The organism is Saccharopolyspora sp. MMCC62, assembly GCF_057736575.1.
Window position 1 is genome coordinate 308,114 of record NZ_JBYKCM010000005.1, and the last position, 18,849, is coordinate 326,962.

The window sequence follows — 18,849 nt, forward strand, 5'->3', positions numbered from 1 at the left end:
CCACGGGTCGCGTGCGCGCGGGCCCGCGCGAACCCGCGCACCACCGCCGATTCCACGCGAGGAACGCGAAAACCCGGCATCCGGCACCGCGCCGGATCAGCGCGGCGCCGAGAACACGGCGTCACCCAGACCAGGCCCCGACGACCCCAGCGGAGTCGGGATCACCGCGGTCCCGATGCCCACCGTCGGCGGCGCCATCTGCCCACCCGGGACATCCACGAACAACGACACCCCGACCAGCAGCAGCACCGCGAGCGCCAACAACACCCCCACCACCAAGGCGGGGATCCGGACCCGGCGCGTGGTCCTCGACACAGCAACGTGAACGTGCACGACCGCGAAATCGGGCCACGACTGCTCACCGTTACCGGAAGTCGAACGAATCACCCGCGAAGATCACGTTCCGTGAAGCGCCCCGAACGCGAAAAGGAGGCGCGGCCGCACGACCACGCCTCCCCGAAGGACCGTCGGGGTGGCGGGATTTGAACCCACGACCCCTCGCACCCAAAGCGAGTGCGCTACCAAACTGCGCCACACCCCGTCCTACCTGCGCCGCACCCCCACCGCCCGGGTGCGTTGCGAAGAGCCTATCGCGACCCGTTAAGCTGGGGCACGCAAGGTCGGGAAGACCGCGGCGGGACACCGCCGGGAGACGTCCGACCGGGCATGCGGGCGTAGCTCAATGGTAGAGCCCCAGTCTTCCAAACTGGCTACGCGGGTTCGATTCCCGTCGCCCGCTCCAGGTCGTGGGAGAGCTGTGCCAGATCTTTGATCTTGGCCGCTCTCCCTTTCGCATTTCCATACGGGGGCCGAGCCCCCGTACGCCCCCACGGTGCGGTGGGCGCTTTTCTCGGCCTTCGGCCTTCGGCGGTGGGTGGGCTGGGTGACGGCCCCGCGTCGTTCCTCGGTTGCTCGGCTTTCGCCTGCGCGCTCCGGTCGGCAGGGTGCCGGACCATCAGCCCTGGCCGGACTCCCCTTCGCAGCTCCCCACCAGGGACGCGCCCGTACACCCCCACAGTGCGATGGGCACCTTTCTCGGCCTTCGGCCTTCGTCGGTGGGTGGGCTGGGTGACCGGTCGGCGTCGTTCCTCGGTTGCTCGGCTTTCGCCTGCGCGTTCTGGGCGGCAGGGTGCCGGACCATTGGCGCTGGCCGGTCTCCCCTTCGCATCTCCCTGCGGGGGCCGAGCTCCGGGTTCGCCCTTGCTGGGGGCGCCTTTCTCGGCCTTCGGCCTTCGCCGGCGGGGTGGGGGTTGCGCGACCTGGGGGCTTGGTCAGGGGGTGGGGGTCAGGGCTGCTAGGACCGTCAGGGCCGTTCTGATCGGGTCGAGGACGGTGGGGGTGCCGGGGGGTTGTTCGGTTTCGACCGCGGAGCAGCCGTTGATGACGGCGGTGACGCCCGCGGCTCCGAACGCTTCCAGGGGATCTCTCATCGCCGCCGACCAGCGGGCCGGGTCGGTGATGTCCTCCACCCGCAGGTCCAGGACCGCGACCTCGTCGAAGGAGTGCGACCAGCCGTAGTCGTCGATGCGGTGGCGCAGCTCGGCGGCGATCGCCGCGTTGCGGGTCACCGCGCCGATCCGATGTCCCGCCGCGACCGCGGCCCCCACCGTCAACCGGAGCAGGCCCAACGCGGGGCGGCCGCCGAGCAGGCCGCCGTCCGCGGGCACCGCCGGATCCAGCACGCAATCCGGCAGCACCGCATCGCACTCCGGCGCGGCCGCCAGCGACTCCGCGACCAGCTCCGTCGACCGGCGCACGTCCGCCGCGGACTCCAGGGCGCGCGGGCCGCCCGCGGGCAGGTCCGAGAGCACCACGCGCACCCCCGCGGGCGAGAGCGCGTCGTAGCGGGCCTGCCTGCGGGCGACCTCCCGCGGGCCGACGACGATCGGCGTGACGGCGTGCACGAGCATGGCGTTCCTCCTCATCGGACCTGGCACAACGCGCCCAGCGCGCGCAACTCCGCGGCGGCGTCCACCGCGTCCGGCAGCGCGGCGCACCGCTCCCGGACGTCCGCCACCACCTCCGGCTCGCCCAGCAGCCCGCCCAGCACGCGGACCCGGTCCGCGGCGGAGAACGGGTGGTAGGCGGCATCGCCGACCGGGTTCGGGCGCTCCACCACGACCCCGGAGGCGGTGAGCCGCACCGGCCGCTCCGCGGGCAACCGGGCGTCCAGGTCCGGCGCCGCGCGCACCTCGACCCGGCGGGCCAGCTCGGCCGTGGCCGGATCGGCCAGCGCCGCCGCCGAGAACTCGGCAGGCCCGACCCGACCGCGCCGGAACGCCGTCGCCACCGCGAACGGCAGCGAGAACCGCGCCGCCAGCGCCGTCGGCCAGCTCGTCCGGTCCAGCCCGGCGCCCAGCGCGTGGATCTCCACCAGGACGTCCGCCGGATCCGGCCCCACCTGGTCCCGCACCGCCAGCGCCGCATCGATCGCGGCGTGCGTGAACGAGCACGACGAGTGCTGCTTGAAGTAGCCGCCGAGCACCTCCCAGCCGTCGCCGGCCAGCACCGCCGGGTCGAGCTCGCCCAGCAAGCCGCCCAACGCGTCCGCCGCGACCCCGGTGACCAGCCCGGACCCGGACGCGGCCAGCCGCGCCGCCGCCAGCCCCGACTGGTTCGCCGCGCCGACCCAGGCGTCCCGCACCGGGTTGCCGTCCAGCGCGGCCGCGAACGGGCCCGCGACCGGCAGGCCACCGCCCGCGTCGATCGCCGCCGCCGTCTCCGCCGGGCCCAGCCCCAGCACCCGCGCGCAGCCCGCCGCCGCACCGGTCACCCCCCAGTTGCCGTGCGGATGGGTGCCCGGCCGCAGCCGCGTCGCCCGGCCGAACCGGGCCGCGACCTCGTACGCCGCCAGCAGGGCGCAGCACAGCTCCGCACCGCGCACCCCGCGCCGGGCGGCCAGCGCCAGCACCGCCGGGAAGCCGTGCGCCGCCGGATGCCCCGCGGCGAGCCGGTGTCCGTCGTCCAGCTCCAGGCGCACCGCGGCCACCGCGTTCAACCACGCCGCCGCGTCCACCGCGACCGCGCGGCCCGTCCCGAACAGCGGGGACACCCCGTCCGGCGCGTCCCACGCGGCGACCAGCGCCCGCTGCTCCGGCTCCCGCGAACCGAGCGCGGTCACCGCGATCGACTCCGTGAGCACCGTCGCCAGCCGCTCCCGCACCTCCACCGGCACGTCCTGCCAGCTCAGCTCGGACACCCACCGGCCGAGCCCGGTCACGGCCTCCCGGACCGCCGCCGCGCTCACGCCCGCTCGCTCACGGCTCGCGCCGCCGGTCCGGCCGCCGGGACCGGTTCCCGCGGCACCAGCAGCATCAGCAGCGCGCCCGCCACCGCCAGCCCGGCCATCACGACGAAGCCGCTGGTGAAGCTCCCGGTGCCCGCCACGATGAACCCCATCACCGACGGCGCCACGATCCCCGAGGACGCGAACGCCGCATCGGCGAACCCGGCGGCGCTGCCCGGCTGGTCCGGGGCCGCGTCGATCGACGCGACCCACCAGATGCCGCCGGTGATGAACCCGAAACCGACGCCCAGCGAGATCGAGATCAACGCCACCGTCAGCGTCGGCGCGATCGCGAGCGGGATCAGCGAACAGCCCGCCAGCAGCAGCGCCACCCCCATCACCGCGAACCGGGTGCGGATCCGCGGGCTGCGCCGGTACACCCGGTCCACCACGTACCCGCCGACCAGCGCGCCGACGATGCCGCACGCCCACGGCGCGATGGAGAACGCGCCCGCCTGCTCCACGCTCAACCCGTAGGCGTTCGACAGGAACGACGGCAGCCAGTACATGAAGCCCCAGAACATGAAGCCCCACGCGAAGTAGCCTCCCGCGACCACCCACAGGTTCCGGTTGGTCAGCAGCGGCCGCCACCGCACCCGGGACCGGCCCGGCGCCGAATCGGACTCCTGCCCGGCCGCGATCAGCGCCCGCTCCGCGTCGTTCACCCGCGCCGACTCCGACGGCAGGTCGCGCAGCAGCAGCGCCGCCAGCACCGCCCACACCACGCCGAACAGCGCCAGCGTCCAGAACATGCCGCGCCAGCCCACCAGATCGGTCAGCCCCGTCAGCAGCGGACCGGAGATCAGCAGGCTCCCGGAGACCGCGACCCCGCCGCACAGGGCCAGCGCCACGCCGCGTTCCCGGATCGGCAGCCACCGGCTCACCGTGCGGGTCGCCGCCGGGAACGCAGGCGACTCCCCGATGCCCAGCAGCAACCGGATGACCAGCAGTCCCGCGAACGAACCGGCGACCGGGATGAGCGCGGTCGTCACCGAGAACAGCGCGATCGCGGACAGCAGCACCCGCCGCGTCCCGAACCGGTCCACCAGCGGCCCGGACAGGAACGCGGCGACCATGTAGCCGATGGAGAAGACGGAACTGATGATCCCGTACTGCGCGGTGGTGATCCCGAACGCCTGCTCCAGCGGTTCCACCGCGTAGGAGACCGCGCTGCGATCGATGTAGTTGATGACGATGAGGCCGATCACCAGCCCCAGCGTCACGAAGCGAAACCGTGTGCTCATGGGGAATTCCTCGATTCCGGGTGGGGAATCGTTCGTTCCGTTCGAACGGAGCGGACGAGACGTCGTTGTCTGCCAGTGCTCGGTGCGCGGTTCAGCCGTCCACTTCGGACTCGGCGAGCGCGGTGCGGATGCCGTCCAGCACCTCGGCGACCGCGCGGTCCGCGCGCAGGTCCCACACCGAGGCGACGACGTCCGCCGCCCGGTCCGGTCCCACGGCCCGGCTCGCGTTGCCGGTGAACTTCGCCGCCAGCTCGTCGGCGGACAGCGGGCGACCGGGGCCGCCGCGGTTCTCGGTGATCCGCTCGGTCACCGTGCTGCCGTCGGCGAGCTCGGCGGTGAGGACGGCGGGGAACTGCCGGGGGAATCCGGCGGTGGCCTGCTCGTCGGCGACGACCCGCACCCGCCCGGCCAGGTCCAGGCGCCGCGGGTCGGCCGCGGCGGCGTCGGTGAAGTCCTCGTGGAACACGCCGAGCCCGCCGCCGCCCAGCAGCGCCGCCGCCACGGTGTACGGGCCGGAGAACGCGGCGTGGTAGCCGGAGCGCGGATGCCGCTTCTCCTCGGCGGGTTCGGCGATGGTGCGCAGCACCGGGGCGGGCACCCCGAGCACCAGCTCGCGGACCTGCTCGGCCACCACGCCCCGCTCCCGCAGCCGCAGCGCGGCGTCGATGCCGGCGTGCGTGAAGTGGTTGCAGGGGTAGGGCTTGAAGAACACGCCCGGCGTCTCCCACTGCTCGCCGAGCCCGTCGGTGACCCGTTCCGGATGCGCCCGCTCGCCGCAGAACGCGCGCAGGAACCCGAACCGGCCCTCGATCACGGTGGGCGGCCCGGTGAGGCCGTGCCGCGCCAGGTCGGCGGCGGCGACCCCGGAGTGCGCGGCCCAGCCGCAGTGCACCCGCTTGATGGTGCCGCCGGTGCGGTTCGCCTCGATGACCCCGGCGCCCATGCTGGCGGCGATGCCGACCGCGGACGCCAGTTCTTCCGCGCCGAGCCCCTGCAGCATCCCGGCGGCGACGGCGGCGCCGATCGCGCCGCAGATCGCGGTGGCGTGCTGCCCGTGCTCGAAGAACACCGAGTTGCCGAGCTCCTCGTCGTAACCGGCCATGCCGAGGCGGCAGGTGACCTCGATGCCCATCGCCGCCGCGGCCAGCACCGCGCGTCCACCGGCGCCGGTGCGTTCCGCGGTGGCCAGCGCCGCGGGCACCACCGAGGCCGACGGGTGCAGCACCGACGGCAGGTGGGTGTCGTCGAAGTCCAGGCTGTGCGCCAGGGTTCCGTTGACCAGCGCCGCCGACGGTGCCGGCACCCGGCCGGGCAGCCCGATCGCGGTCGCGGCGGGGTGCCCGCCCCACTCGGCGGCGACCGCCCCGGCGATCCGCGCCGGTTCCGCGCCGACCGCGGCGAGGGAATTGCCGAGCACGTCGACGATCCGGCCCGCCACGTCGTCGGCCAGCGCGTCCTCGATGCCGTCCGCGGCCAGCCGGGCGCCGACCTCACCGATCCGCTGCGCGGGAGTGGTCACGGCTGCACCACCGCCAGCGGCCGCACCGGGGCGCCGGTGCCGCCGACGATGCGCAGCGGGGCGAACACGGCGAGGAACTCGCCCAGCCCGGCTTCGGCGGCGTCCTCCAACGCGAGGTGCTCGACGATGTGGATGCCGTGCTCCACCAGCAGCACCCGGTGCACCGGCAGCACGCGGTGCCCCGCGCCCGCCGGGATCTGCTCGTAGGCGGTGGTGTCGCCGCCGGTGGCGACGATGCCGCGTTCGACGAGCCATTCGGCGCCGTCCACGGTCATCCCGGGCACCCCGGTCTCCTTGCCGACGTAGGCGACCGGGTCGCCGAACAGCCCGCCCCACCCGCTGCGCACCACGGCGACGTCGCCGGGACCGGGTTCGGCGCCTGCGCGCTCCGCGGCCAGCGCCAGGTCCTCGGCGGTGATGCCGTAGCCGGGTTCAAGCACGTCCACGCCGTGCACCGCGGCCACGTCGAGGAACACCCCGCGGGTCACCATCGGCGGAATCGTCTCCGCGCCGTGCACGGTGTGCTTGCCGCCGCGCTGCGCTTCAGCCGCGTCGGCGCCGCCGTGCAGCTTGCCGTCGTGGCTGACGTGGGCGAGCGCGTCGACGTGGGTGCCGGTGTGCCCGCCGGTGACGATCACCTCGTTGGACGCCGAGCCGCCGTCGGGGCGGACCGCGTCGCCGTGGCGGCGTTCCAGGGTCATCCGGAATCCGGGGTGGTTCGGCGAGCCCGCCATCCCCGTGTACAGCGGGTGGCCGAGCTCGATGATGCGGGTCCCGGCGCGCACGGCGCCGAGCAGGGCGTCGGTCACGGGTTCTCCTTCCCGGCCGCGGCACGGCCCGGTTCGTGGTGCTGCTGCAGCTCATCGGCCAGTTCGGCGACCCAGCGAGCCCCGGCGACGACGGCCGGATCGACGAAGCGGCCGTCGGCGTCCACCCAGGCGGCGTCGCCCGCGGCGCCGACCGAGGCCAGCAGGGACCGCGCCCGCGCCACCTCGTCCGCGTCGGGGGTGAAGGCCTGGTGGACGGGGTCGATCTGGCGGGGGTGGATCACGGAGCGGCCGAAGAACCCGGCGTCGCGCAGGGCGGCGCTGTCCGCGGCGAGTCCCGCGGTGTCGGCCAGGTCGGTCCACACGCTGGCGACCGGGCTGGGCAGCCCGGCCGCCCGGTTGGCGGTGACGATCCGGGACCGCGCCCAGCCGAGCTCGGCGCGGTCGCGGATCCGCAGGTCCGCGGCCAGATCGGTCTCGCCCGGGGAGATCCCGGCGACCAGCGGGTGGCAGGTGGCGAGTTCGAAGGCCCGCTCCAGGCCGCGGGCGCTCTCCACCAGCAGGTGCAGCGGCAGCCCGGTCCGCTCGGCCAGCGCGGCGACCGCGGCCGGGTCCTCCGCCTTCGGCACCCGCAGCCCGGCGGCGCCGGACCCGGCCAGCGCTTCGGCGTCGGCCGCGGCCCACGGGGTTCCGGAACCGTTGATCCGCACCCAGGTCCGCTCGCCCGCGCGGGCCGCCGCGCAGCCGCGGGCGCGGTCCTTCGCCGCGGGCGGGACCGCGTCCTCCAGGTCCAGGACCACGGCGTCGGCGGCCCCGTCGAGGGCCTTCGCGACCAGGTCCTCCCGGTGCGCGGGCACGTACAGCCAGCTCCGCGCCCGGCCGAGGGCGCTCACACGACCCCCTGCTCGCGCAGCCGGTCCAGCTCACCGGCGTCGACGCCGAGGGACCCCAGCACCTCCGCGGTGTGCGCGCCGAGCCGCGGGCCGGTGGTGCGGACCGAACCGGGCGTGTCCGACAGCCGGAACGGGGTGTTCTGGAAGCGGACCGGGCCCAGCTCCTCGTCGTCGATCGTCACGATGCTGCCGAGCGCGTTGAAGTGCGGATCGGCGAGCACGTCGGCCGCGGTGTAGATCGGGGCGACGGCGGCCTGCGCCTCTTCGAAGGCGGCGACGACCTGGTCCCGGTCGCGGGCGGCGATCCACGAACCGACGGCCGCGTCCAGCTCCGCCACGTGCTCGGCGCGGCCCGCGCCGCTGGCGAACCACGGCTCCTCGATCAGCTCCGGGGCGCCGACCAGCCGCATCACCCGCTCGGCGATCGACTGGGCACTGGTGGAGACCGCGACCCAGCGGCCGTCGGAGCACCGGTAGGTGTTGCGCGGCGCGTTGTTCGACGAGCGGTTCCCCGTGCGCGGCTGCAGCACCCCGAGCTGGTCGTAGGCGATCAGGCCCGGCCCGAGCAGGTGCAGCAGCGGCTCGATGATCGCGGTGTCCAGCACCTGCCCGCGCCCGGTGCTCTCCCGCGCCCGCAGCGCGGTGAGGATGCCGAACGCGGTGGTGAGCGCGGCGACGCCGTCGGCGAGCCCGAACGGCGGCAGCGTCGGCGGCCCGTCCGGTTCCCCGGTCATGGCGGCGAATCCGCTCATCGCCTCGGCGAGGGTGCCGAAGCCGGGCCGCGACGAGTACGGGCCGGTCTGCCCGAACCCGGTCACCCGCGCCAGCACGAGCCGCGGGTTGCGGGCGGACAGCTCCTCCCAGCCGAGACCCCAGCGCTCCAGCGTGCCGGGCCGGAAGTTCTCGATCACCACGTCGGCGTCGGCCGCGAGGTCGAGGAACAGCTCCCGGCCGCGCGGCGTGGACAGCACCAGGGTGATCGCCCGCTTGTTGCGGGCCAGCATCTTCCACCAGAGCCCGACGCCGTCCTTCTGCGCGCCGTGCGTCCGCGCCGGGTCGCCGCGCGGGTGCTCGATCTTGATGACGTCGGCGCCGTGGTCGCCCAGCAGCGTGGCGGCCAGCGGCCCGGCGAACAGGGTGGAGGCGTCGAGGACCTTCAGGCCGTCCAGCGCCGGGAGGACCGAGTCCGCGGGGTGGTCGTGGGTCATCGCGTTCCTCCACTGGTGACGGGTCGCTGCGGGACGAGTCCGCCGAGCCGGGCGGTGACGCGGTCCGCGGTCTCGATCAGCTCGGGTGCGGTGGCGGCGACGAACTCGTCGGTCACCCGGTAGCGGGGCCCGCACACCGAGACCGCGCCGACGAGCCCGCCGGGGCCGAACACGGGGACCGCGACCGAACCGGCGTCGCTCTGCCGCTCCCCCTCGGAGGCCGCGTAGCCGAGCCGCCGGATCTCCGCCAGCTCGGCGCGCAGCGCGGCCGGATCGGTGGGCGTCGCGGGGGTGAGCGCGGCGAGTTCCCCGGCGAGCAGCCGGTCCACCTCGTCCGGCGCGGAGTGGGCGAGCATGCACTTGCCGGACGATCCGGCGTGCAGCGGGAACCGGCGGCCGAGCTCCACCGACATGGTGATCTCGTGGGTGCCGACGACCTGGTCGAGGTAGACGCGGCCGCCGTGCACCTTCGCGCTGATCGTGACGGTCTCGTGCAGCCGGTCGCGCAGTTCGGCGAGGAACGGCAGCGCCGTGGCCCGCAGGTCGGATTCGCGCAGCGCGCGGCTGCCCAGCGCCGCCGCGGCCGGTCCGAGCCGGTACTCGCGGCTCGCCGCGTCGTAGGCGATCAGGTCCCGCGCGGTCAGCGATTGCAGGATGCGGTGCACCACGGCCTTCGAGAGGCCGAGTTCGCGGGACACCCGGCTCACGCCGAGCGTCGGCGGCCCGTCGGTGAACAGCAGCAGCACGTCCGCCACCCGTTCGGTGGCCCCGGTGCCCCCGGTCATCTCCGCCACGTCGTCCCCTCCGATTGCCCCGATCGTCGTACCGCTTACCGGAACGACAGTGAGTGCTCGAACCGCGCAATGTCAAGAAATTCGTGCAGGTTCTTGCATAGAGCCAGGCAGAGTGCTCTTATCGAAACACCAGCCGCATTCAATTTCGTTCCGCTCAGCGAAACAAATTGAACCGTGCTGGTAGTGAGGAGAAAGCGATGACGATCGATGTCGATCTCGTGGTCGCCGGAGCGGGCGGGGGGCTGATCGCCGCGATCCGCGGGGCGCAGCTGGGGCTCGACGTGCTGGTGGTCGACTCGGACGCGGACTTCCGCCGCGGCAACAACACCTCGATGTCGACCGCGATGATCCCGGGGCCCGGATCGCGCTTCCAGGCCGCCGCCGGGATCTCCGACTCACCCGAGCTGTTCCTCGCCGACGTCGACCGCAAGACCGGCGGCACCGCCGACCGGCGCATCGCGGCGGCGCTGGCGCGGGTGGGCGCCGAGCTCGTGGAATGGCTGGCCGACGACGTGGGCCTGCCGATCGAGCTGCCCACCGACTTCGATTACCCGGGCCACGCGGTCCCGCGGGTGCACAGCCTCCCCGGGCGGCACGGTTCGGCGCTGCTCGGGCACCTGCTCGACGCGGTGGACCGCAGCGAGCGCATCGACCTGCTCGCCCCGGCCCGGCTCGTCGGCGTCGAACCGGCGCCGGACGGCCGGACCGCCGTGCTGGAGAACCCGGCCGGGGAGCGCGAGGAGATCACCGCCCGCGCGGTGCTGCTGGCCACCAACGGCTACGGCGCCGACCGCGAGCTCGTCGCGGCCCACCTGCCGGAGATCGCGGACGCGCACTACCACGGCGGCGAGCACTCCCGCGGCGATGCGCTGCGGATCGGCCGGGAGCTCGGCGCCGCCACCGGGTTCCTCGACGCCTACCAGGGCCACGCCGCGCTGTCCGCGGCCGCCCGGACCCTGGTGACCTGGACGGCGGTGATGCACGGCGGTGCCGTCGTCGACTCCGGCGGCACCCGGTTCGGCGACGAGACGACCGGCTACTCCGAATACGCCGCGGTGCTCGCCGGGCGGCCCGGCGGCCGCGGCTGGCTGGTCTTCGACGAGCGGATCGACGGGCTGTGCCGCGCCTTCGGCGACTACCGGGACGTGCTCGCCGCCGGAGCCGTGCGCCGCGCCGACGACCCGGCGAAGCTCGCCGGGCTGATCGGGGTGCCCGCCGCGGCGCTGGAGCGGGAGCTCGCCGAGCTCACCGCCGTGGCCGCCGGAACCCGCGCCGACCGGTTCGGCCGCGCCGCGACCGCCGCGCTGCACCCGCCGTACCACGCCGTCGAGATCGTCCCGGCGCTGTTCCACACCCAGGGCGGGCTGCTCGTCGACGAGCACGCCCGCGTCCTGGACCTCGCCGGGGAACCCGTTCCCGGCCTGTACGCCTCCGGTGGCGCCGCCGCCGGGATCTCCGGCCACGGCGCGGCCGGCTACCTGGCGGGCAACGGACTGCTGCCCGCGCTGGGCCTCGCCTACCTGGCCGCCGGGCACCTCGCCCGGTCCACCCGCAACCCCTCGGAAGGTGCCCGATGACCCGACCCGACCTGATCGTCCGCGACGTCCGAGTCGTCCGCCCCGGCGGCGGCGAACCGTTCCGCGCCGACATCGCGATCGCCGACGGCGTCGTCGCCGAGGTCGGACCGGACCTGGCGGTACCGGAGGGCACCGAGGTCCACGAGGGTCGCGGGCTGCTCGCCTTCCCCGGCGTCGTCGACGCCCACCAGCACTGGGGCATCTACAACCCGCTGGCCGAGGACACCGCCACCGAGAGCCGCGCCTGCGCGCAGGGCGGGGTGACCACCTCGCTCACCTACATGCGGACCGGGCAGTACTACCTGAACCGCGGCGGCCCGTACGCCGAGGTGTTCCCCGAGGTGCTCGGCGCGGCCGAGGGGCGCTCGTACGTGGACTACGCGTTCCACCTCGCCCCGATGCAGTCCTCGCACATCGACGAGATCCCGGCGCTGGTCCGGGAGCACGGCGTCACCTCGTTCAAGATCTTCATGTTCTACGGCAGCCACGGGCTGCACGGGCGCTCCACCGACCAGAGCGACTTCCTGATGATCCCCGAGGGCGAGCGCTACGACATCGCGCACTTCGAGTTCGTCATGCGCGGCATCCAGGCCGCCCGCGAGGCCAACCCGGACATCGCCGACCAGATCTCGCTGTCGCTGCACTGCGAGACCGCGGAGATCATGACCGCGTACACCCGGCTCGTGGAGGAGGAGGGCGAGCTCTCCGGGCTGGAGGCCTACAGCGCGTCCCGCCCGCCGCACTCCGAAGGCCTGGCGGTCACCATCGCCTCCTACCTCGCGCACGAGACGGGCCTGCCCACCATCAACCTGCTGCACCTGTCGTCGGCGAAGGCGATGGAGGCGGCGATGGTGATGGCGAAGGCCTTCCCGCACGTCGACTTCCGCCGCGAGGTCACCATCGGCCACCTGCTCGCCGACGTCAGCACCGCCGACGGCGTCGGCGGCAAGGTCAACCCGCCGCTGCGGCCCCGCGCCGACGTCGAAGCCCTCTGGGAGCACCTGCTGGCGGGCGACGTCAGCTGGGTCGTGTCCGACCACGCCTGCTGCAAGGAGGAGAAGAAGTTCGGCGACGACCCGTCCGACGTGTTCGCCGCGAAATCCGGGTTCGGCGGCACCGAATACCTGCTGCCCGGCCTCGTCGGCGAAGGCCGCAGGCGCGGGCTGCCGATGTCCTCCGTCGCCGAACTGCTGTCCACCAACCCGGCCCGGCGCCTCGGCCTGCCCACCAAGGGCGACATCGCGCCCGGCTTCGACGCCGACATCGCCCTCGTCGACCCGGACCGCTCGTTCGTCGTCGACCCCGGCGACTCCGAATCCACCCAGGAGTACACGCCGTTCCGCGGCATGGAGATCGGCGCCACCGTCGAGACCACGTTCCTGCGCGGCAGGCGGATCTTCGACGAGGGCACCGTCCGCGGCGACCCCGCAGGCCGCTACCTCCACCGCCCCACCGGCCGCTGATCCCGGCCCGTTCGGCCGCCGACCTGGCGGCCGAACGGCCGGCCGTCAGGCTTCGCGGTTCAGATAGGCCGACACCGTCTTCCGGAGGACGTCGGCGTGCTGGTAGATGTCCTGCGGTGAACCGATGGGCACCCTGTTCTCGTTCTTGTCCTCGTCGAACACCCCGAGGTACTTCTGCGCGCGGTTGAACCACAACCGGGCGATGGGCTTCCGGTTGTTGTCGTCGAAGAGGATGCCGAAGTAGGTCTGGGTGTCACGGGCGGCGACCCGGTCCACGTCGACATCGCTGCACACGATCGCCCGCACGATCTGGAACCCCTCGATCTCCTCATCGGTGGTGACGACGAGCTTCGCCGCCTTCGCGGGATCCGCAGTGCCTTCGACGACATCGCCGGTGGCGGCCCTGCTCACGCCGGATTCCACGGACTCGGGGAGGGCGGGCGAGGCGTCCTCCCCGAGCGCGGTCTTGAGCCGGGAGTTGACCTGTTCGGCGAGGAACTGCGCGGAAGCCTTGGACACCAGCGTCGCGAACTGCTCGCGCACCTTCGACGTCACGTTCTTCTCGTACACGCGCGAAGCGAAGAACTTGACCCACTCGGCGCTCGGCTCGCGGAACTCGGCGGCCAGCACCCGCTTGATCTGCCCGACGTACTTGAGCTCACCGGCGGCGTTGAGCACCGAATCCAGGTCGAAGGACTCCTTCGTCAGCTTCGCCAGCTCGGGCAGCACCGTGGGGTCGACGGCACCGAGGTCCAGGACCAGGAACGGTTTCTCGTCCATCTTGTTCGGGGCGTCGAGATCCGTGTAGAACTCGTAGACCTGACCGTTCGTCAGAACGGCGACGCGGGCGTTCGTGACGGCGAAGTAGCGGAACAGCTGGGACGAGTGCTCGATCCTGAGCGGCTGCCCGATCTTCTTCGCCTCGACCAGGACCTGGACCTCGCCACCGTGGACCAGCGCGTAATCGATCTTCTCGCCCTTCTTGACCCCGACGTCGGCGGTGAACTCCGGGATGACCTCCGACGGGTTGAACACGTCGTACCCGAGGACGGTTCCGATGAAAGGCATCACGAACGCGTTCTTGGTCGCCTCTTCGGTTTCGATGGCCGCCTTCTGCTGGAGCACCTTGTTCGCCAATTCGTAGACGCGGTCGTTGATGCTCATGGCGTGCCTCCACCTTCCCGCAGCTCCCGGATCAGGAGCCCGTCGCAGAACGAATCGACGACACCCTCCGCATCCGTTACACCACTCTCCGCGCAGGACTCGGGCGCTTCCTCCCCTTCGGCCGCTGCGGAGCTCCACGTCGAGTTCCGGCTCGCCGGATCACCGGTTTTCCCCGTTCTTCCCGGGAACGGGCGTTTCGGCTGGTGCGGGTGCGGCCGGTGCGGTGGTGGCGGCGAAACCCCGTGGCCCCCTGTCGGTGGTGTGCCTCATCCTGGAGGTCGGCGCGCGCAGCGCAGCCGCAGGAGGGGAGCCGGGGGACAGCAGTGCGACGTCTTGAGTACAAGTGGCTGGTCGGGATCACGTTCGTCCTCGGCCTGATCATGCAGATCCTGGACATGACCGTCCTCAACGTCGCGCTCGCGACGCTCGGGCGGGAGTTCCACGTGGGCGAAGGCACCCTGCAGTGGGTGCTGACCGGCTACATGATCAGCCTCGCCGTGTTCGTGCCGTCCTCCGGCTGGATCGCCGACCGGTTCGGCAGCAAGCGCACCTTCGAGCTCGCCATCGTGCTGTTCACCCTCGCGTCCGTGCTGTGCGGGCTGTCCACCGAGATGTGGATGCTCATCGGCGCGCGCATCCTGCAGGGCGTCGGCGGCGGCATGCTGGTGCCCGTCGGACAGGCGATGCTGTTCCGCGCGTTCCCCGCTCACGAGCGCGCCAAGGCCTCCGCGGTGCTGTCCATCCCGATCACCGTCGCGCCCGCGCTCGGGCCGCTGCTCGGCGGCGTGCTCGTGCAGTACGCCAGCTGGCGGTGGATCTTCTTCATCAACGTGCCCGTCGGCGCCGTCGCGCTGCTGTTCACCGTGCTGTTCCTCAAGGAGGAGCAACGCGACCGGCCGGGCCGCTTCGACCTGCCCGGATTCGTGCTCGCCGGGGCGGGGCTGGCCACGCTGCTGGTCTCGCTCGACCAGGGCGCCCAGCTCGGCTGGGGGCGGCCGTCGGCGTGGGGCGTGCTGCTGGCCGCGGTGCTGCTCATCTGCGGGCTCGTGGTGCGCGAACTGCGCACCCCCGAACCGATGCTGGACCTGCGGCTGCTCGGCGACCGGCTGTTCGGCACCGGGAACGCGCTGCTCATCTGCTCCACCGGCGCGATCTTCGGGACGCTGTTCCTGCTGCCGCTGTTCCTGCAGAACCTGCGCGGCTACACCCCGTTCGAATCCGGGCTGGTGCTGATGCCGCAGGCGTTGACCATGCTCATCGCCACCCAGGTCGTCAGCCGCATCTACGGGCGCGTCGGGCCGCGCAGGCTGCTGCTCATCGGGTTCTGCATGATCATCTCGGTCGGGGGCGCGCTGCAGCTGCTCGGCACCACCACCCCGGTGTGGTTCCTGGTGGCGCTGCTCATGTGGCTCGGCCTCGGGATGGGGCTGCTGATGACGCCGCTGCAGACCGCCGCGTTCGCGCGCATCACCGGGCCCGCGATGGGGCACGCCAGTTCGCTGTTCAACGCCAGCAGACAGGTCGCGACCGCGCTCGGCACCGCCGTGTGCGCCACCCTCTTCGTCACGCTCAGCACCGCCTTCGCGTCCACCGTGGACATGACCGCGGCCGGCGCCGCCGAGCAGGTGCAGATGGCCGCCTACCGGGGTGCGTTCCTCGCCTCCATCGGCTTCGGCGTCGCCGGACTGCTGCTGTCCCTGCGGGTGCGCGACTCCGACGCCGCCGCCACCCTCGACCAGGTGCGGAAACCCGGCCCGCAGGACGGGAAACACGGCGGTGACCGCACCGACACCACCACCGTGAGATAGCTCAAGGTCGCCCCACAACGGCGCCTGCCGGTGCACTATTTGAAGGGTGACCGAATTGCCGCACGCCGACCAGGTCCGCAACCACGCCCGCTGGCGACCCGGATGGCACTCCGGCCGCACCAGCTACGCCTGGCTGTTGCCGTTCGCCGACCAGCCCGGGCTGCGCAACCTGGTGAACCAGTACCAGTACGCGCTGCGCGACCTGCCCGGGTTCGACCTCGTCCCGCTCGAATGGATGCACATCCTCGTGCAAGAGGTCGGGTTCACCGACGAGGTCCCACCGGAGCGCACCGACGAACTCGCCGCCGCCGCCCGCGAACGCCTCGCCGGGTTCAACCCGCTCGCGCTGGCCTTCCACCGCGCCGTGGTGCTGCCCGAATCGCTGTCGCTGCCCGCCGAACCGCAGACCTCGCTGTGGGACCTGCGGGAACGGCTGCGCGCCGCGACCGCCGACGTGCTCGGCGCCGACCAGCTGCCCGCCGAGCCCGAAGAGGTCGACCGGCACATCAGCCTCGCGTTCTCCACCACCGAAGGGCCCGCGATCTTCGCGGTCGCCACCCTCGGCGGCACCGACGTCGACCCGACCACCGCGAAGAGCTCCGCGGTGTCGCTGGTGCGGCTCAACCGGGACCACTCCTGCTCAGAGTGGGAGACCATCACCGAAGTCCCGCTGGGCTGAGCTTTCTCCACCTCCGTTGCACAGCGGTCCGGTGGCGGAACCTCAGCGGTTCCCTCGCTGCGGGATCGTTTTCACCGGTGGCTCCGCCACAGGCGAAAACGCCGTCCTCGCGAGGGAACCGCTGAGAACCCGCGGCGGTGCCGGTTGCTCTGGTGGTCGTTGCTCAGCGGCTTCGCCGCTGACAGGAAGACGGCTTCGCCGCTGGCGAGCAGGCTGGTTCGCCGCTGATAGGAAGACCGGTTCGCGGTTCGGCGCTGGCGGAGGAACTGGTTCGCCGCACGGTTCAGCAGGTGGCGGTGGGGGCGGCACCTCGCGTCATCGATCGGTCGCTGAGGGTTGCTCGACCGCTCCGGCACTTCCTCCGAACGGGTACCGTCGAAAGTGTGGACGCGGCGGCAGGTCCGCCCCGGATCGGTTCGGAGGGACCATGGGCGCACTCATCCTGATCATCGTCGCCGCGGTCGTGATCATCGGTGCGGTGTGGTGGTCCCGCAGGCAGAACCTCGCCCACCAGCAGCGAGAACTCGACGACTCGCGCGCCGAGGCGCGGCGCTGGGTGGAGCGGCTCGGCGGACAGGTGCTCAACATCGACGGCACCGACGACGCCTCGAAGCAGGCCATGGCCGATGCCGCCGAACGGCACCAAGCCGCCGTCTCCCAGCTCGACCAGGCGTCCTCCGCGGAGCAGTGCAGGCTCACCACGCAGACCGCGATGGAAGGCCTCTACTACGTGCGCGCCGCCCGCACCGCGATGGGACTCGACCCCGGACCCGAGCTGCCCGACCTCAGCCACGGGGCCGGGAAGGTCACCGAGCACCGCGAGGTCGAGGTCGACGGCAAGCAGCAGGTCGCCTCCCCCACCCCCGGCGACACCACCCCGCACTACTACCCCGGCGGACGCGTCGCGGGCCGCCCGGTGCCCGAAGGCTGGTACAGCGAGCCGTGGTGGAAACCCGCGCTGGTCGCCGGAGCCTGGGGCGCAGGTTCGTTCCTGCTGATGAGCGCCATGTTCAGCGGCATGGCCGGGGTGCCGGAAGCGGCCGCGGCCGGGGACGTCGGGGACCTCGGCGACCCGGGCGCGCTCGGCGACGGCGGAGACCCCGGAGCCCCCGACGACTTCGGCGGCGACGATCCAGGCGGCGACTTCGGCGACTTCGGGGACTTCGACTTCGACCTGGGCGACTTCGGCTTCTGAGACCCGGTTCCGCTCAGGTGAACGGGCCACCCACCAGCCCGCACCGGGCGAACGGGCCGTTCACCCCGCGGTGGCGGGGGTCGACTGGCACACCGGGCACCAGTACAGGTTGCGCCCGGACAGGTCCGCGGTGGCGATCGGCGTACCGCAGACCAGGCACGGCGCCCCCGCCCGCCGGTACACGTAGACCTCTCCCCCGTGCCGGTCCTGCCGCGGCTCGCGGCCCATCGCCGCCGGTTCGTGCTCCGGGCGGACCGTGTCGATGCGGCCGACGCGCACGCCGTCGGCCATCAGCTCGACCAGATCGGTCCAGATCAGCTTCCACGCCCGCTCGCCCAGTTCGCGGCCCGGGGTGCGCGGCGGGATGCCGTGCCGGAACAGCACTTCCGCCCGGTACACGTTCCCCACCCCGGCCAGCACCTTCTGGTCCAGCAGCAGCGCCGCGATCGACGTGCGGGACCGCGAGATCCGCTCCCACGCGCGTTCGGGTTCGGCGTCGGCGCGCAGCGGGTCGGGGCCGAGCCGGTCGCGCAGCGCGGCCACCTCGTCGAGCGTGATCAGCTCGCAGGCCGTGGGGCCGCGCAGGTCGGTGCCGCAGCCGGGCCCGATGATCCGCATCCGCACCTGCCCGCGCGGTTCCTGCGGTGGCAACGGGAATTCGGTGAACGTGCCGTACAACCCGAGGTGCACGTGCACGGCCTCGGGGCCGTAGAAGTGGAACAGGTGCTTGCCGTGCGCCTCGGCGCGCTCGAACCGCGCCCCGTCCAGCCGGGCGGCGCCGCCCGCGAACCGGCCCTGCGGGCTCGACACCCGGACCAGGTGACCGCCGAAGCGGGAATCGTGCAGCCCGGCGAGCCGGTGCAAGGTGTGGCCTTCAGGCATCGCACGCCGCCGGCCGTCGCGCCGCGCTCAGAACAGCACCCACAGCACGATCGATTCGATCAGGTAGGCCAGCACGCAGCAGCCGGCGACGACGAGGCCGCGGCGCACCGCTCCCGGCGCCGCACCCTTGACCAGCGCCACCGCGGTCCCGGCGACGAACGCCAAGCACACCGCGAGGAATCCGCCGACCAGCAGCCACAGGCCGACGCCCAGCGCGCAATCCGGCGCGGTGCAGGTCGCACCGGGGCCGCCCACCAGGTAGGGGCTCAACGCGCGCTGGGCGGAGAAGAGGACGAGCACGCCCAGCACCGCACCGCCGAACGCCACCAGCGGCGTCAGCAGCGCGGTCGCCGGGCGTGCACCGGTCATG

The 18,849-nt window shown here is 73.1% G+C and carries 17 protein-coding genes and 2 tRNA genes; 6 read left to right on the forward strand and 13 right to left on the reverse strand.

Features of this window, described 5'->3' with window-relative positions; translation table 11 throughout:
* Positions 1-96 precede the first annotated feature (96 nt).
* Positions 97-267, reverse strand: coding sequence for a hypothetical protein (locus AC29IT_RS14790; RefSeq protein ID WP_488219042.1), 171 nt, complete (start codon positions 265-267; stop codon positions 97-99).
* Positions 268-467: 200 nt separating this feature from the next.
* Positions 468-541, reverse strand: a tRNA-Pro gene (locus AC29IT_RS14795).
* Positions 542-668: 127 nt separating this feature from the next.
* Between AC29IT_RS14795 and AC29IT_RS14800 the strand changes: the two genes are divergently transcribed.
* A tRNA-Gly gene (locus tag AC29IT_RS14800) sits at positions 669-742 on the forward strand.
* 529 nt (positions 743-1,271) lie between these two features.
* On the opposite strand, the gene AC29IT_RS14805 is transcribed toward AC29IT_RS14800, so the two are convergent.
* The 8 genes from AC29IT_RS14805 to AC29IT_RS14840 form a co-directional block, all read right to left on the reverse strand.
* Positions 1,272-1,910, reverse strand: a complete 639-nt coding sequence (locus AC29IT_RS14805) for an aspartate/glutamate racemase family protein (protein ID WP_358434591.1) — start codon at positions 1,908-1,910, stop codon at positions 1,272-1,274.
* Between the two features lie 11 nt (positions 1,911-1,921).
* A complete protein-coding gene (locus AC29IT_RS14810) occupies positions 1,922-3,247 on the reverse strand; it encodes an MmgE/PrpD family protein (protein WP_488219043.1) in 1,326 nt (441 codons plus the stop codon).
* Positions 3,244-4,530 (reverse strand): MFS transporter, encoded by a 1,287-nt coding sequence (locus tag AC29IT_RS14815; RefSeq protein ID WP_358434597.1) that lies wholly within the window; start codon positions 4,528-4,530, stop codon positions 3,244-3,246. The genes AC29IT_RS14810 and AC29IT_RS14815 overlap by 4 nt, the downstream gene beginning before the upstream one ends.
* 91 nt (positions 4,531-4,621) lie before the next feature.
* Positions 4,622-6,049, reverse strand: coding sequence for an MmgE/PrpD family protein (locus AC29IT_RS14820; protein WP_488219044.1), 1,428 nt, complete (start codon positions 6,047-6,049; stop codon positions 4,622-4,624).
* The gene (locus AC29IT_RS14825) at positions 6,046-6,858 is read right to left on the reverse strand and encodes a cyclase family protein (protein WP_488219045.1); all 813 of its coding nucleotides are present in this window, start codon (positions 6,856-6,858) and stop codon (positions 6,046-6,048) included. Before AC29IT_RS14825 ends, AC29IT_RS14820 begins: the two co-directional genes overlap by 4 nt.
* Complete coding sequence (locus tag AC29IT_RS14830) at positions 6,855-7,709, reverse strand: HpcH/HpaI aldolase/citrate lyase family protein (protein ID WP_488219046.1); 855 nt, start codon at positions 7,707-7,709, stop codon at positions 6,855-6,857. The genes AC29IT_RS14825 and AC29IT_RS14830 overlap by 4 nt, the downstream gene beginning before the upstream one ends.
* A complete protein-coding gene (locus tag AC29IT_RS14835) occupies positions 7,706-8,917 on the reverse strand; it encodes a CaiB/BaiF CoA transferase family protein (RefSeq protein WP_488219047.1) in 1,212 nt (403 codons plus the stop codon). Before AC29IT_RS14835 ends, AC29IT_RS14830 begins: the two co-directional genes overlap by 4 nt.
* Positions 8,914-9,702, reverse strand: coding sequence for an IclR family transcriptional regulator (locus AC29IT_RS14840; RefSeq protein WP_488219048.1), 789 nt, complete (start codon positions 9,700-9,702; stop codon positions 8,914-8,916). Before AC29IT_RS14840 ends, AC29IT_RS14835 begins: the two co-directional genes overlap by 4 nt.
* Positions 9,703-9,908: 206 nt before the next feature.
* Here AC29IT_RS14840 and AC29IT_RS14845 point away from each other — a divergent pair, with 206 nt between their 5' ends.
* Together AC29IT_RS14845 and AC29IT_RS14850 are read left to right on the forward strand one after the other, a co-directional pair.
* Positions 9,909-11,288, forward strand: a complete 1,380-nt coding sequence (locus AC29IT_RS14845; RefSeq protein ID WP_488219049.1) for an FAD-dependent oxidoreductase — start codon at positions 9,909-9,911, stop codon at positions 11,286-11,288.
* Positions 11,285-12,751 carry a dihydroorotase gene (locus tag AC29IT_RS14850; protein WP_358434618.1) on the forward strand — a complete coding sequence of 489 codons (1,467 nt, stop codon included), beginning with the start codon at positions 11,285-11,287 and terminating at the stop codon, positions 12,749-12,751. The genes AC29IT_RS14845 and AC29IT_RS14850 overlap by 4 nt, the downstream gene beginning before the upstream one ends.
* A gap of 45 nt (positions 12,752-12,796) precedes the next feature.
* Here AC29IT_RS14850 and AC29IT_RS14855 read toward each other — a convergent pair whose 3' ends face one another.
* Positions 12,797-13,915, reverse strand: a complete 1,119-nt coding sequence (locus AC29IT_RS14855) for a restriction endonuclease (protein WP_488219050.1) — start codon at positions 13,913-13,915, stop codon at positions 12,797-12,799.
* Between the two features lie 323 nt (positions 13,916-14,238).
* Between AC29IT_RS14855 and AC29IT_RS14860 the strand changes: the two genes are divergently transcribed.
* The 3 genes from AC29IT_RS14860 (at position 14,239) to AC29IT_RS14870 (ending at position 17,597) form a co-directional block, all read left to right on the forward strand.
* On the forward strand, positions 14,239-15,723 hold the full coding sequence (locus AC29IT_RS14860) for an MDR family MFS transporter (protein WP_358434624.1): 1,485 nt from the start codon (positions 14,239-14,241) through the stop codon (positions 15,721-15,723).
* Positions 15,724-15,769: 46 nt separating this feature from the next.
* The gene (locus tag AC29IT_RS14865) at positions 15,770-16,402 is read left to right on the forward strand and encodes a 2'-5' RNA ligase family protein (RefSeq protein ID WP_488219051.1); all 633 of its coding nucleotides are present in this window, start codon (positions 15,770-15,772) and stop codon (positions 16,400-16,402) included.
* Between the two features lie 427 nt (positions 16,403-16,829).
* The gene (locus tag AC29IT_RS14870; RefSeq protein WP_488219052.1) at positions 16,830-17,597 is read left to right on the forward strand and encodes a hypothetical protein; all 768 of its coding nucleotides are present in this window, start codon (positions 16,830-16,832) and stop codon (positions 17,595-17,597) included.
* Positions 17,598-17,657: 60 nt separating this feature from the next.
* Here AC29IT_RS14870 and AC29IT_RS14875 read toward each other — a convergent pair whose 3' ends face one another.
* Together AC29IT_RS14875 and AC29IT_RS14880 are read right to left on the reverse strand one after the other, a co-directional pair.
* Positions 17,658-18,479 (reverse strand): Fpg/Nei family DNA glycosylase, encoded by an 822-nt coding sequence (locus AC29IT_RS14875; RefSeq protein ID WP_488219053.1) that lies wholly within the window; start codon positions 18,477-18,479, stop codon positions 17,658-17,660.
* A 27-nt stretch (positions 18,480-18,506) separates the two neighbouring features.
* On the reverse strand, positions 18,507-18,848 hold the full coding sequence (locus AC29IT_RS14880) for a hypothetical protein (protein WP_358434636.1): 342 nt from the start codon (positions 18,846-18,848) through the stop codon (positions 18,507-18,509).
* Position 18,849: the final 1 nt, after the last annotated feature.